Origin of the sequence: Pseudoalteromonas thalassia, assembly GCF_049257215.1 — a bacterium.
Lineage (GTDB): Bacteria > Pseudomonadota > Gammaproteobacteria > Enterobacterales > Alteromonadaceae > Pseudoalteromonas > Pseudoalteromonas lipolytica_C.
The window spans coordinates 96,357-110,521 of record NZ_JBMMUE010000003.1 but is presented as its reverse complement, the minus strand read 5'-3'; the positions used below and the strand labels follow the sequence as shown (position 1 = coordinate 110,521).

The following is a 14,165-nucleotide window of genomic DNA, read 5'->3' as shown; positions in this document are numbered from 1 at the left end:
TTATTTAATTTTCGAAATTAGACTTAAAAAAGGTGCTGAAGCACCTTTTTTAACGCTTTTTCTTTTTACCTTGAACTGCTTTAAAGCGCGGATTGTCTTTATTAATTACATAAACGCGGCCTTTACGCTTGACAATTTGGCAACCCGGACGGGATTTTGCACTTTTAAGAGAGCTTAATACTTTCATTTTAACTCCTAAACGCGATTTACTTGCTCGCTAAGTTTTTAAAACGACGATTAAATGCAGCTACACGACCATCGCTTGCTACTGCTTTTTGCTTGCCGGTATAAAATGGGTGTGAATCACTCGATACATCAATTGGTACGTAAGGGTATGTTTTACCATCAAGCTCTATAGTACGCGATGTTTTAATCGTCGAACCGATAATAAAGTAGCTGTCGGCAGCAGTATCGTGAAATGCTACTTGATGGTATTCAGGGTGTATATTAGGCTTCATTATTTACCTTTTGTGTTATGTGATAATATATCAAATATAAAGCAAAAAGAGACAGGCTTCAAGGTAAAAATAATTCTTATTTGTAGGTTGGTTGGCTTAAAATTAATCATTGTGAACAATCAGTGAGCAGTTGAATTTAAAAAACTGGCTATTGTTAATAAGGCTGTTATAACTAGGTATGCGTGCTTATTTAAGAGAGAGATATGGAAGTGAATGATATAGCTGGCCGCGAAGAACTAGATCAAAATGTAATGAACACGCTTCGCGATAAAGATCACTCTACATTAGCAAACCAAGTTGATACTTTGCTGTGTTCACATAACGACATAATAGAGCTTTTGGCTCAGTATCTAGCACTTAGTGAGCAGGACGATGATGAGCGTTTTGATCATTGGTTTGATAATCTAAGTAAAGAACAACATACCGTGGTTAAAACCTTTGAAGTCTATCGTGGACACTATGAGCATTTAGATTAGCTGATAGCTGAATTACCTAAACATATTAACTGTTTTGTTGCTTTTTTGAACTAAAAAAGCCACCCAAAGGCGGCTTTTAGTTTATAGCATTAACTTATTAGTCAAGCATGTATGCTCGCATAGTAATTTGTTCGGCAGAACTTGAACCATAGTCAGAAACGATAGTACGGATATGTACAAAGTCTCCTTTAACGCCGGTATTTGGAATAGTAGCAACCCATTCACCGTCTATTTGTTCTACTTTAGCATCAAGCCAATTTTCGGTTGAAAACTGAGTCGATACTGGACAATAAATATAAGCAGGGACTGTTTCGATACCGCATTCTTGACCGTAAGCGTATTGGAACTCTACGTTTGCAAGCGGTACTTCACCAACTCCATCGAGTAAACCTGTTAGTTTAATATGCGCCGCTTCACCCACTTGCATGCTGTTATTAATATCAACAGGTAAGTCGATCATAGGCACCAAGATAGGTTGTGCACCCTGCTGTTGTTCGTTAGCAGTAAAGGTGTAGAAGCCTTGATAGAGTGACCCTAAATGATCTTTAACAGGTGAACGCTCACCAACACCACGAGCATAAGAGCGCATTTCAAGGGTTACTTGGTGGTCGCCTGGCTCGAGTGTTAAGGTTCCTTGATATGGAAATACTGGCTCGCCATCTAAACGTAAACCAAATGCAGAGCTGCCCATATAACCAAAAATACCGTCATGGTTTGACGCATCGCCAAACGAGGCAAGATTAAAGTAAAGTACATTAGTATCTCGACGAATAATCGGTGAACCACCGCTGCCCAAGCTACCTGCTCGAGGGCCTTTAAACCATGTTGTTGTTTCTTCAGCCCCTTCGGTCATAGCACGAGGACCGTCAAAATAAGCGCCCGCACTTTGAATTTGGTAATTAGGCATAACAACGTTAGTCCAGGCATTTTTAGCTGTCGCGGTGTAATACTCGTCTCGTACCTGAGGCAACATGATAAGTTGTGAGCTACCCGTCGAATAAAATTCACCGGTACTATTGGTCATTGCCATTACATCAGTCCAAGCTGGACGTTCATCATTTTGTGAATGGTACGAGGCAGTGATCTTATGCATTCTATGGTCAGCGATATTGATTTGCCCTGACTCAATCCTGCCATCAGTAATGTGATTAATTGAATAAGCGTATGGCGAGCGTTCAGCCGCTATACCTGACCAACTAACAAGATTGTTGCCGGCTTCAATCTCGGCCATTAATCTTTCGCCTTGTTCAGTGCTGATACCGATAACTGGTACCTTTGGTGTGCCTGTAATTGCACCTTTATAGCGACCACCACGGTCTGGACGATAGAAAATCACGCCTATGGCGCCATGTTTCATAGCATTACCTACCATGTAAGAGGTGAGATAATTTGGATTTGCAATAAGTGCAATTTTACCATCCAGATCAAACTGGCTCCAATCCGTGCTATAACCAGCATCACCGACAGGGAGAACTTCAGCAGACCCTTCACCATGGAATGATAATGCTAAACCTTGCTTGATGTAATCAAGCTTTTCGCCATTTTGCATCATGACCGTTGTCTCAGGTGCAACGGCGCGAGTGGTAATGAATGAGCGAAAACGATCATCATGGCCCTGTGACCAAGCATACATCTCATTGACGTAATCTGGTGCCATCTCAATCGCTGCGAGTTTAGCTACTTTTTCATCGTCAATTGCATAGGTAAAACCAAAAGAATAGCCTTGTGGATCGAGTGGCTGATCGGCTTTAAAGGTAACCTTTTGAGCGCTGCGGGCATCAAAATCGATATGCGTTTGGCCATCAATTTTACGGTTTAAAACAGCCATCTGTGCTGCTGATTCAACTAAACCTGAGCTTGTTTGCGGGTTGTCGAATGTCATGATGTTTGCAATCAGTGTGTAGTAACCTGCAGGAACATCAATACTCGCTTTGCCGCCAGATAATCTGACCAAGCTACCCCAATCATCTTCTTCGTTGATTAGATAAAGCTTTGATGGTGAAGTGGCTGGATTGCCCCAGCGGTCGGTTAAGTTAACAGATAATTGAACGGTAGGTTGAGCAACCCAAAAAGAGACAGGAACTGTAACTTGATGATCGCTTGTTCCAACAGTCGTGCCTGTAACTCGACCTGTGATAGCACCATATGCACCGTTATTAAGTGCAACGCGTGGGTCAATCCACATAGGCACATTTGCTTCACCTTGAGCTGGTATGGTGATTGTTTTGGTATCTAAACCTGCCAGCGTAGCAGGTAATTGCGTTTTGCCATCCTCTCCAATTAAATCTAGCTTCAGTTTAAGGGTAATATCTGAATCAGACGTATTAGTCAGTGTGATGTGAGTTTGTGTAAACTCATCGCTATTACTGTTTTCAAAAAAGCCTAGTTCACGGTTGGCAGGGGCAACTATAGCTTGATTAATGGCACGGTCGATATTCATCGCGCCAGCTCCTTGCTCAAGAACGTGAGAATCACCGCTAAATACTGACGAAGTTAGAACGTCTTTAATTTCTTGTGGACTAAGCTCTGCACGAGCCTGCATAACAAGCGCAGCACCACCAGCAACATGAGGCGCAGCCATTGAGGTACCCGAATAGACGCGGTATGCAGTATCGCCTAGACCACCTGAAGCAGCAGCTACAACAGACACACCTTGTGAGGCAATATCAGGCTTTGCTGAATGACCATCTGGCGATGGGCCTCGTGATGAAAATGAAGCTGTATTACCTTCTCTATCAATTGCACCAACAGTCAGTGCGCTTGGCGCGCAGCCTGGTAGACCAATTGTCTCGCGGGTAAAGCTATTACCTGCAGAAATAACAAACAGGGCTTTGTCGCTCAGCGCTTCCACCATCTCTACAAGTGGGCCACCACAGCTAGTGCCCGAGCCACCTAATGACATATTTACGATATCAGCTTGCTCGGAAAGCACAGCCCATTGCATACCATTTAATATACCGAAGGTTGAACCAGAGCCAGTATTACTCAGTACTTTACCAATGATGAGATCAGCTGCTGGGGCAACACCTACCCATTTCCCATCTGACTCATGACCATTACCTGCAACAGTTGAAGCTGTGTGCGTACCGTGCCCGTTTAAGTCATCTACACCATTGCTTGAATAGGTAAAGTCACGAGATGCAATAACACGACCTTGTAAGTCTGGGTGTTCAGTATCATAACCTGTATCAAGTACGGCTACTTTAATGCCTGCACCATTGAAGTTAATTGCAGATTCACCATAGGCACCTGTTAATGGCACAGTAGGTGTTAGGGCTGCTGATTGAGTTACTTTGTGCGCATGCACTACAGCATCCAGCCAAATACCTTCTACATCAGCTTGTGAAGCCAAAGTTTGCCAGGTTTGTGCCGCTTTTTCTTTGCTAATAGCAAACGCTGCACTATCGATTAGCTCGATTTCGCCAGTCAGAGACATGCCTGCTAAGGCTGATGGAACGGCCGCACCAGCTAGAGTTCCGTCTTTGTACTCAACAATCACAGGTAAAGCATCTGTTGACGCATCATCATAGCCAGATTCATACAACTTATTAATGTTAAATAGTTCTAAATCGATTGCTTGAGAGTCAACAAGCGCTTGTGCATGATTAGGTACAACGTATGTACTTTTACCGCGTTTAAAAATACTGGTAATTGCATCGGAGCCATCAGCATTGAGCAAACGAATGCCGCTTAGTTCGCCATCTTTGTTTACGACAGCAGAGACTTTATCACCGGTGATCAGGGTAAATGTAAGCGCATCTGCTTTAGTTTGATTAGTTACTACATTAGTTTGCGCTAAAGTTGGCTGAGCAAAGGTTAGACCGAGCATAGCCAAGTAGGTCGCTTTGACGCGACCAAGCCTTGGGAAAGGTTTCATCTATTCATCCTTCGTTTTAATATAATTTATTGGGAAGAAAGGAGTTATCGAGAGGCTGTCATGTTTTTAATGACCCAAAGATAACTCTTCGAGATGAATTTAACGGCTATCTAGCTGAAAACCTACAAAACAAAAGTAGCAAAATGTACTAACCAAAAATTAACAAGTGATACATTGCTGTAACTTTGTGCGTGGGTTCATGGTATGTTCACTTTCAAGAAAAAACGGATTTTATAGCAGTTATTTTACTGATAAATCATATTTTGCCACCAAATCATCAATGTAACGATGGCGAAGGGTATTTTTACCTTCGTGCCCGGTACCGTGACTCAATGCGCGATTCATGAGTTTGAGTGCTTTATGCAGGGTTTGGCGCTCTTCCACGCTCAAACCAGTCTTTGTCCGAAGCTCAGTAATATCATCAATAAGCAGTTTAGCAACATCAAGTTGCACAGCTTCTTCAACGAGACCATTTTGTGTTAGCACGCCATACTTGCTGCATAGAAATTGCTGCCATACTTGTTGTAAATGCTCATCTATGTCGCTACCAAACAATTCTTCGTCAATGGCAAACCCTTGTTCAGCAAGTTTAGCAAGTTGTGTTGAGTAATGTTGAGCAAAATAATTAAATGCTTGGCATGATGAGCTTATGTCATGTTTTATGATTAATTGCCCCCAACTTGCTGCACCACGCGGGTAATAGTCTTGATACTCTTCACACTGATAAATACCTGAATATGAACTGCACTCTAATTGACTCTGCAAACAATAACTAGGTTTGGGAAATAAGCTACTTTGTTGCCAGTTTGCAAGCGTATCCTCATCAATTGAGAGGGTTTGACATAGCTCTTCAGTAGTATAAAAGTAGGTTGCCAAAAATTTGGAAAGTTGCATTATCAATTACTCACAATAAATACTGTTAATTTATACAGTGTTTTATTTTGGCTTAAGTTTGATTTTTTCTCAAGTTTTTTTATTTATTGCATCAGACTACTCGGAAAATGGCTGGGTTTATGATACAACTAGCGCAAATTTTCCAAACATTAAAAAAGTTATGCGCAGCCTAGAAACAATTAAACAAGCAAGCTTGATCACAGCTATTAAAACACCTTATTTAACCAATGGTGAAATTGATCTTGCTTGTTATGACGACCTTGTTGAACAGCAAATTGCAGCTGGAGTTGATGGCATTATTGTCGGTGGGACGACCGGTGAAGGTCAACTAATGAATTGGGAAGAGCACTTAATGCTAATCGCACACAGTGTGAGCAAATTCTCTGACCGCTTATTAATTGTTGGTAACACAGGAAGTAACAATACGCGTGAAGCTATAAAAGCAACTGAATATGGTTTTGCAACAGGTATGGATGCGGCGCTGCAAATTAATCCATACTATGGCCGTACGTCAATGGCTGGTGTAAAAGAGCACTTTAATCGTTTACTCGATATTGGCCCGGCGTTTATCTACAATGTTGCGGGTCGCACAGGTCAAGACTTAACACCTGATATCATTGAACCTTTGGCAAAACACAAGCATTTTATCGGTGTAAAAGAGTGCGGTGGTAATGAGCGTATCGCACATTATGAACAGCAAGGCATAGCTTGTTGGTCAGGTAATGACGATGAAGCGCATGATGCAAGGCATATTCATAATGCCCATGGCGTGATCTCAGTTACATCTAACTTAATTCCCGGCCTTTTCCGTCAATTGATGGATGAAAAAAATGAGGCACTAAATACAAAACTACAGCCACTTATGAACTGGTTATTCTGCGAGCCTAATCCGATTGCGATCAATACGGCGCTGATGATGACTGGTGCGGTGAACCCTGTGTTCCGTTTACCTTATGTGCCACTAACAAATGCGCAGCAAGAAATTGGCTTAGGTTATATTAACGAACTTAATGTTGCTGATATTGTGGGTAGTGAGGCAAATATTTTAGCTGAGCAAGACGTTATTTTGCTTTAAGTGCAGATTAAGTCATTTAGCGCATATTTAGTTAAGTTATAACTAACTAAAATCATTTTTTTTCTGTATAATTTGCGACCCTTGATATAATGGCCGCAGGTTATACAGCATGAATTTTAAATCATTTAGTTTTTCTTCTGAGCTTTTACAGGCATTAGATGAGCTTAATTTCGAAACGCTTACTCCCGTTCAACGTAGTACAATTCCTGCGGTAAGAAAAGGCAAAGACGTACTGGTTAGTGCGCAAACTGGTACGGGTAAAACCGCGGCATTTGCATTACCAATAATCCAAAAGTTATCAGAATCAGCAGTTAGTGATAATAATGCCCCGAGTGCATTAGTGCTTGCGCCGACTCGTGAACTTGTTGAACAAATTGCTAATAATTTCAAATCGTTTGCTAAGTATACCGAACTTAAAACAGTGTGCTTATTTGGTGGTATAAATTTAGCTGGCCAAGCAAATGATCTTAAAGCGGGTGTCGATATTGTTGTAGCAACACCTGGGCGCTTACTTGATCATATTCGTTTAGGTAATATCAGCTTAGCAAGTGTAAAACATTTAGTGCTTGATGAAGCTGACCGCATGCTAGATATGGGCTTTATCAATGATATGCAAACAGTCATCAACGGCTGTAATGAAGCGCGTCAGATTTTATTATTCTCTGCCACTTTTCCTGCGGCAATTAAACAGTTTGCAAGTAAAGTTCTAAAACAACCAGAAATCATTCATGTAGACCAAACAAACAGTACCGCAGAAACAGTGCAACACGTTGTTTATCCAGTCGAAGAGCGCCGTAAACAAGAGCTTTTATCTGAATTAATTGGTAAGAAAAACTGGCAGCAAGTACTGGTTTTTGTGAACATGAAAGAAACAGCTGATGAGCTTGTTAAAGAGCTTAATCTTGATGGTATCCCTGCTGTTGTTTGTCATGGTGATAAGACTCAAGGTAACCGTCGCCGCGCATTACGTGAATTTAAAGAAGGCAAAGTTCGCGTACTAGTAGCAACCGAAGTGGCTGCGCGTGGTATTGATATTGAAGGCTTGCCGCGTGTTATTAATATCGATTTACCATGGCTTGCAGAAGACTATGTTCACCGGATTGGCCGCACTGGTCGTGCAGGAAAACCAGGTGAGGCTATCTCATTTGTTAGTCGTGAAGAAGAAAATACTTTATTCGATATTGAAAAGCTGATTGGTCAACGCATTAAACGAATCGTATTGCCTGGTTACGAAGTAAGTAACCGTGATGTATTAATTGAGAAAATAGGTAAAAAGCCATCGCATTTACGCCGTAGTCGTACAAACAAGCCATCAGGCCAAGCTACAGGTGAGGCCCGCGCAAAGAACCGTTCGCGTATTGCAAATGTGCGTAAATCATTAAAAGGCAATAAGTTAAGTCTTAAAAAATAATTTAGTTGTAAAAAAAGCCCCATCACTTTGAAAGGTGATGGGGCTTTTTTTTACTCTGAAATTAATACAAAAGGCGTGTTTTGTTAATTTTTGGCTGTCGAAATGTAGAATTAGGTTAACAAATGTACCTCACTGAATTACAATCGCTTTGAAATCAGTTAAATAGCGTTTTTAACGCATCAGTCTCTAAATGGATGTTTATGCAGTACTTAAAAAGAATAATAAATCAAATCATCGCCCCTACCTGTTTATTTAGCGTTATCAGCATGCCTTTTTACACACATGCATTTGATAAAGCAGAATTTTCGCTTGCCCATATTAAAGAGTCTATTAGTGTTGATGGTGTGATGGATGAGCCTCACTGGAAATATGCGACAAAAGTGCCTTTGAAATATCAAAATGAACCGACCGAAAAAGGCACACCACTTGTTCAAACTGATGCGTTTATATACGAAGATGGTAAATACTTGTATGTTGGGTTTATTGCAAAAGACAATGACCCTTCACAAATTCGCGCCGCTCTTCGTGATCGCGATACTCTTTGGCAAGACGATAATGTTGCCTTGATGATAGATACTTTCAATGATGAACGTACCGGCTATGAGTTTTACGTAAACCCCCTTGGTGCGCAAGGCGATATGCGCATGACTGATATTGATGATTGGGTGGAAGACCCATCATGGGATGCTATTTGGGATAGTGCAGGGCAAATAACTGACGATGGGTATGTGGTTGAAATGCGTATTCCATTCACAGCACTTCGGTTTCCAAAAGACCAAACAGAGTTAACGTGGAGCTTTGCAGTTTGGCGAAACTACCCGCGTGATGTGTATTATCAGATGTCGAATGTTGGCTTTGACCGAGATGTAAAATGTAGTTTTTGTCAGTTTGATAAACTTACTGGTTTTGCCAACATGACTGAAAGCCAAAACATTCAGCTTACACCAACTTTAACGGCGCTTCGTCATGATACCAAAGACACAGTGCCAGGTGATTGGCAAAATGGTGATATTGATACTGAAGCGGGGTTAGATTTACGTTGGGGGGTGACTCAAGATGCGGTAATTAACGCCACTATTAACCCTGATTTTTCTCAAGTAGAAGCAGACTCTTTAGAGCTTGATGTAAATACAACTTACTCGATTTATTATGCTGAAAAGCGTCCATTCTTTTTAGATGGTGCCTCTTATTTTAATACAAGCCAACTAGAGCTTTTATATACGCGAATGATTGCTGAACCTGATGTCGGTTTGAAGTTAACAGGCAAAACCGGCGCACACAGTTATGGCTTTATGTACGCTGACGATCAGAATACCAGTGTATTGTTACCGACTAATCAAGGTTCAGGTTTTGCGAATTTGGCGGATAAAACGCAAGCTGTGGCAGGGCGATATCAATTTGATATAGGCCAAAAAGGGACGATTGGCGTAATGAGCACCCACCGCGAAAATGATGATTACCATAATACGGTATTATCGATAGATGGGAGTTATTGGTTTAACCAGTCAGATAGTTTGCAGTATCAAGTAGCAACGACAGACACTACGAATGCAGACTTTTTAGTAGACTATTACGGGGTTGATAAAAATCAATCGGATCAAGCTTATGCCATTGAGTTTACAAGATCTAAACGTGACTATGAGCTGTATGCGAGCTACGAAAATATCGGCGAAGAGTATCGTTCAGATCTCGGTTATCAGGCGAAAGTCGATTATGAAAAAATTGAACTAGGCGGTGGGCAAACTTGGTATCGCAACGCTGATGATGCTATTACTGAGTATAGCTATAATACCGAGTGGGATAAAACGTGGGCACAAAATGGTGACCTACTTGAAGAAGAATATGATGGCTATTTTACTTTTAAAGGTAAGATGCAGTCGCAAACCGAAATTGGTTTTATTCATCGTAATGAGTTTTATGCTGGTGAGTTCTTTAATCAGAACATAGGTTATATCTACGGCGGTTTTAGGCCCATTCGGGATGTTCGTTTCTTATTGTATGCTCAATATGGCAGCAAAATTGACTACAGTAATGCAGCTCTAGGTACTATGGTACGAATTGAACCTGAGATGACATGGGATATTAACGATCATTGGCAAGTGCAACTTGAGCATAGTTATAGCTACCTAGATAACGAACAAAATGAACGTGTTTATACGGTGAACTTAACCGATTTACGTGTTTATTATAAATTTAATATGCGCTCAATGTTAAAGCTTGTTTTGCAGTTTGAAGATGTTGATCGAAATAATGAAGCTTATCGGTTTGATGTAAGCCAAACTAACCGTGATTATGGCAGTCAGTTAGTGTATTCATACAAAATTAACTCGCAGACGCTGTTTTACTTAGGTTATTCAGACAAAGGTTATCAAGACGATTCGTTGCAAGGTGTTGAGCGCGATCAACGTACATTTTTTACCAAGCTAAGCTATGCATGGCAGCTTTGATAAATTTAAAATTGGTCAGCTTAGTGCTGACCAATTTCTTCTTTTATTTTGTTTCTTACCACAGGCTCTAAACTCTTTAGTCCCCATTGTTTTCCAATTTCAACAGCATCATCAATTGGCTTTTTTAAAGTGACACCTTGATAGAGCGCTACTAGCGCGCCTACACGATTACTACTGGCGCAATGAACTAAGGTAGTATGCTGAGATTCCTGATCCAACAAGTTGTGTAATTTGGTCGCATTTTCTAGGGTGATGTCGGCTTTTGATTGCACTGGAATAGGGTAGTAGTTTAACCCTAATCCTTTAACTACCTCTTGCTCTGACCAACTCGTTTCATTGTCGCCGCGTAAATTGATAATGGTATCAACCCCCAGCGCTTTTAATTTTGCAAAGTCTGATTGGCTTGGTTGACCTGATGTATAAACGTGTTCAGATTGGGCATGTAAATTTAAAATATCGAGTTGTATGCTGGTTGCTTGCTCAGCTAGTGCTGTAAATGATAATAAGACTATGAACATTGTTTTTATGAGTTTATTGATCATCTTTCTATTCCATTATTGTTTTGTGTAAACGGTTTTACCGCGACTGATAGTGTATAAAATTTGCAGTTTATGTAGGTTTTCTGGCTCAATTTTAAGTGGGTTTTTATCCAAAATGATTAAATCAGCTTGCATCCCCTGTTTTAATTGCCCTTTTGATGCTTCTTCAAAATGTTGATATGCAGGCCAAGTGGTCATTGCTTGTAGTGCAGTATACACAGAGACGCGTTGATCTGGGCCAAGTACTTGGTTAGTGCGTGTTGTGCGATTAACTGTCGCATCGAGAACGCGCATCGCATTTGGCAATGCTACCGGTGCATCGTGATGGGTACTAAACATCAACCCTTGCTCTTTGACCGCATTGGTTGGTGAAATAAAATCAGCACGCGGATGGCCAAGTACCGAATCTACATGCCAATCGCCCCAATAAAAGGTATGCATTGGGAAGAGCGACGGAAAAATACCTAATTCTTTAAGGCGATTTACCTGCTCTTGACGAATTGTTTGACCATGAATCAGCACCGGGCGGCGGTCTTTTTTCCCTAATTTATTGTTGGCATTTTCAACAGCATCTAAAAATTGTTCAATTGCGGCATCTCCATTGGCATGGGTCATAACCTGCCAGCCATTAGCAAAGGCAGTCTCAACATATTCAAATGCTTGTTCATCATTAAAGGTAGGATAACCTAAATAGCCAGCTTCTTGACCTTCAGGTGCTTTAAGGTAGGGGGCTGATAACCAGGCTGTTTTACCCTGTGGAGAGCCATCAAAATTAAGTTTTACACCACCAATCCGAAACTGATTCGTGTAGCTTTTACTATTATAGGCTGAGTCCATAAAGCTGCTGCTGGTGACCATATCGGCATATGCAACCACATCAATCAAAAATTTATTCGCTTTTGAAGCTCTTACCATTGAATCATAGGCTTCTTGAGTTGCTCGGCCCTCTTGTGCTGTGGTGTAGCCGTATTTTGTATAGAGTTTTTGTCCTTCTTGTAGCATTAAATCTTGTAACTCAGGATCAAAAGACTGCATGAGTTTAAACAGTAAACCAAAGTGCGCATTTTCTTCGAGCACCCCATTGGGTTCTTGTGAGTTCGACATACGACGAATTAGCCCGCCTTTAGGGTTTTCTGAGTTTTCGTCGATGCCCGCCATGGCTAAGGCTTTACTGTTTGCGACACTTAAGTGACCCGAGGTATGAATGATAATGACCGGCTTTTCGGTGCTAACGCGGTCTAAGTCCATTTTAGTCGGGTATCTATCAAGCTCAGCATCATCGTAACCAAATCCTAATATAGCACCGGTTTTTTCGATAAATGTTGTGTAATCAGGGTTAAGTTGTGCGGCTGTAAGAATATTAACGATTTGCTCAACACTGTTGGCATCACCATCAGGGCTCGGTAATAAATTGGCTACCATAGCCTGTAACCCAACACCATAGACATGGCTATGACCATCGACAAAGCCCGGCATTAAGGTTTTACCTTGTAGATCAACTAGCTTTGTTTTGCCAAACTTATGCTCAAGTGCTTTACTTTTATCACCAACAAAGATGATTTTGTCGCCTTGCGTTGCAATTGCTTGTGCGTACTTTGGTTCATCACTTGTCATGGTGAGAATATCGCCACCGTAATAAATAGCATCTGCTACGCTAACTTGGAGTGGTAGTGTTTTAGCTGTTTGTTCTGGGGCTTTATCGCAGGCCGTTAAAGTGAGTAATGAACAGGCAAGTGCGAGGTGATGTTTCATATATCTTCCATGTATATTAGCTAATAATTATGTCGTTGAGTAATATAAGAATATAGTCTGTTTAAAAATTTTTTCTTTTAAAAATGGACTTAAATTTCATTAAAGTATAAGACAATTGCAGCACCATCTAGGCTGCTACCGTTATGGATGTTGATGCCAATACCAAAATTGTTGAACCAAGACGTCCAGCGCTGTGCATCCCATAAAAAGCCTATACCATACTCATAAAAGTGATCAGTTCCGAATGCAACTCGACTATCACCACCTAAGTCGATACGTTGTCCTTTGATATAAAATGCTTGCTCAAATGGTCCAATTTTAAACATGTTAAACGTTGCTTTAATACCATTTAGTGTTCGCCAAGTTTCAGGGGCTGCATTATGTATACCGTCAGGGTGAGATAGTGCCCAGCCATAGTAATAATTAAAGTTAAGCTTATATTCGTAATAGCCCCAATATCTAGGCAGGCGATAAATCATGGTTGCATTAGGGTTTAACACCAGTGCATTGCTATTAAGATTGGTGTAAAGGTTATCAGTTAAAGGCTTTAAATTACGCCTAGACTCGGGAGAGTTGTACTCATAATCATTGTTGTAATGTAAGTAGTGAGTATTCAAACCAAATTGATATGACCACTTAGAGCCAAGAGCTTTTTCTGCGTTAAAGCCGAGCATCCCGTTATACACAGTTTCAGAAATATAGTCGTCAGCTACATTATCAAACAGCGAAATGAAATCTGATTGATTTAGGTAGCTGATCCGACTTACTACATTAATGTTGTGTTGGTAGATAGGGGTATTTACCTGCCATTTAAGCGGGATGCTGTAGAGTTTTAACTTCTTTCTCAGTGCTATGCTGTCTTCTTCATTGACAGTATTTTGTGGGTTAAATATGGTTTGAGGATCAAAATCACCAAATCCTAAAGTAATGCTGTCACCATCAGTTAAAACCAATGAGGTGGAAAATGCTGATTCAAGTTGTTTCGTTGGATTTGCATCACTGTATGAGCAGTAGATCAAAGCCCACACTGTGCACAGAGTAAAAACCTTTTTAATACGGTTATTCATCAAAACTTTAAATCTCATATAAAAGCATTGTAAATTCAGCAGCATGAATCTTGTTGTGTTGGTGCCTAATTGGTATCCATGTAATACAAAACTCCTTCCTCGGAACTAGCAACAAAGGGTGTCGGAATTTTCACAAACTCACCTCGAATCAGAATTTTCTCATTCGAAC

11 protein-coding genes are annotated in these 14,165 nt (G+C 40.8%); 4 read left to right on the top strand and 7 right to left on the bottom strand.

The annotated features are described in order from the left end of the window. Positions 1-49: 49 nt before the first annotated feature. Positions 50-187 (bottom strand): type B 50S ribosomal protein L36, encoded by a 138-nt coding sequence (ykgO, locus tag AAEU31_RS05145; RefSeq protein ID WP_138557741.1) that lies wholly within the window; start codon positions 185-187, stop codon positions 50-52. 19 nt (positions 188-206) lie between these two features. Then, the gene (locus AAEU31_RS05140; protein ID WP_135926331.1) at positions 207-458 is read right to left on the bottom strand and encodes a type B 50S ribosomal protein L31; all 252 of its coding nucleotides are present in this window, start codon (positions 456-458) and stop codon (positions 207-209) included. 203 nt (positions 459-661) lie between these two features. Here AAEU31_RS05140 and AAEU31_RS05135 point away from each other — a divergent pair, with 203 nt between their 5' ends. Then, positions 662-934 carry a hypothetical protein gene (locus AAEU31_RS05135; RefSeq protein WP_135926332.1) on the top strand — a complete coding sequence of 91 codons (273 nt, stop codon included), beginning with the start codon at positions 662-664 and terminating at the stop codon, positions 932-934. A gap of 97 nt (positions 935-1,031) precedes the next feature. Here AAEU31_RS05135 and AAEU31_RS05130 read toward each other — a convergent pair whose 3' ends face one another. Beyond that, the gene (locus AAEU31_RS05130; RefSeq protein ID WP_199527778.1) at positions 1,032-4,811 is read right to left on the bottom strand and encodes a S8 family serine peptidase; all 3,780 of its coding nucleotides are present in this window, start codon (positions 4,809-4,811) and stop codon (positions 1,032-1,034) included. Between the two features lie 240 nt (positions 4,812-5,051). Then, the gene (locus tag AAEU31_RS05125) at positions 5,052-5,705 is read right to left on the bottom strand and encodes a DUF6058 family natural product biosynthesis protein (protein ID WP_421966653.1); all 654 of its coding nucleotides are present in this window, start codon (positions 5,703-5,705) and stop codon (positions 5,052-5,054) included. Between the two features lie 160 nt (positions 5,706-5,865). Here AAEU31_RS05125 and dapA point away from each other — a divergent pair, with 160 nt between their 5' ends. The 3 genes from dapA (at position 5,866) to AAEU31_RS05110 (ending at position 10,638) form a co-directional block, all read left to right on the top strand. Next, positions 5,866-6,780: a 4-hydroxy-tetrahydrodipicolinate synthase gene (dapA, locus tag AAEU31_RS05120; protein WP_135926939.1), complete on the top strand. Its 915-nt coding sequence runs from the start codon at positions 5,866-5,868 to the stop codon at positions 6,778-6,780. A 109-nt stretch (positions 6,781-6,889) separates the two neighbouring features. After that, positions 6,890-8,191, top strand: a complete 1,302-nt coding sequence (locus AAEU31_RS05115; protein ID WP_421966652.1) for a DEAD/DEAH box helicase — start codon at positions 6,890-6,892, stop codon at positions 8,189-8,191. Positions 8,192-8,391: 200 nt separating this feature from the next. Beyond that, entirely contained in the window at positions 8,392-10,638 is a 2,247-nt protein-coding gene (locus AAEU31_RS05110) for a carbohydrate binding family 9 domain-containing protein (protein ID WP_421966651.1), read from the top strand. A 20-nt stretch (positions 10,639-10,658) separates the two neighbouring features. Here AAEU31_RS05110 and AAEU31_RS05105 read toward each other — a convergent pair whose 3' ends face one another. The 3 genes from AAEU31_RS05105 to AAEU31_RS05095 all read right to left on the bottom strand — a co-directional run bounded on the left by AAEU31_RS05105 (position 10,659) and on the right by AAEU31_RS05095 (position 14,014). Then, on the bottom strand, positions 10,659-11,180 hold the full coding sequence (locus AAEU31_RS05105) for a protein tyrosine phosphatase family protein (RefSeq protein ID WP_421966650.1): 522 nt from the start codon (positions 11,178-11,180) through the stop codon (positions 10,659-10,661). A gap of 12 nt (positions 11,181-11,192) precedes the next feature. After that, complete coding sequence (locus tag AAEU31_RS05100; RefSeq protein ID WP_421966649.1) at positions 11,193-12,929, bottom strand: amidohydrolase; 1,737 nt, start codon at positions 12,927-12,929, stop codon at positions 11,193-11,195. A gap of 89 nt (positions 12,930-13,018) precedes the next feature. Continuing rightward, positions 13,019-14,014 (bottom strand): Solitary outer membrane autotransporter beta-barrel domain, encoded by a 996-nt coding sequence (locus AAEU31_RS05095; protein ID WP_421966648.1) that lies wholly within the window; start codon positions 14,012-14,014, stop codon positions 13,019-13,021. Between the last annotated feature and the right edge of the window lie 151 nt (positions 14,015-14,165).

Excerpts from the sequence above, each read along its gene's own strand:
- AAEU31_RS05115 (WP_421966652.1), top strand. The coding sequence starts at position 6,890 with ATGAATTTTAAATCATTTAGTTTTTCTTCTGAGCTTTTACAGGCATTA.
- AAEU31_RS05110 (WP_421966651.1), top strand. The coding sequence starts at position 8,392 with ATGCAGTACTTAAAAAGAATAATAAATCAAATCATCGCCCCTACCTGT.
- AAEU31_RS05105 (WP_421966650.1), bottom strand. The coding sequence starts at position 11,180 with ATGATCAATAAACTCATAAAAACAATGTTCATAGTCTTATTATCATTT.
- AAEU31_RS05135 (WP_135926332.1), top strand. The coding sequence starts at position 662 with ATGGAAGTGAATGATATAGCTGGCCGCGAAGAACTAGATCAAAATGTA.
- AAEU31_RS05095 (WP_421966648.1), bottom strand. The coding sequence starts at position 14,014 with ATGAGATTTAAAGTTTTGATGAATAACCGTATTAAAAAGGTTTTTACT.
- AAEU31_RS05100 (WP_421966649.1), bottom strand. The coding sequence starts at position 12,929 with ATGAAACATCACCTCGCACTTGCCTGTTCATTACTCACTTTAACGGCC.
- AAEU31_RS05130 (WP_199527778.1), bottom strand. The coding sequence starts at position 4,811 with ATGAAACCTTTCCCAAGGCTTGGTCGCGTCAAAGCGACCTACTTGGCT.
- dapA (WP_135926939.1), top strand. The coding sequence starts at position 5,866 with ATGCGCAGCCTAGAAACAATTAAACAAGCAAGCTTGATCACAGCTATT.
- AAEU31_RS05140 (WP_135926331.1), bottom strand. The coding sequence starts at position 458 with ATGAAGCCTAATATACACCCTGAATACCATCAAGTAGCATTTCACGAT.
- AAEU31_RS05125 (WP_421966653.1), bottom strand. The coding sequence starts at position 5,705 with ATGCAACTTTCCAAATTTTTGGCAACCTACTTTTATACTACTGAAGAG.
- ykgO (WP_138557741.1), bottom strand. The coding sequence starts at position 187 with ATGAAAGTATTAAGCTCTCTTAAAAGTGCAAAATCCCGTCCGGGTTGC.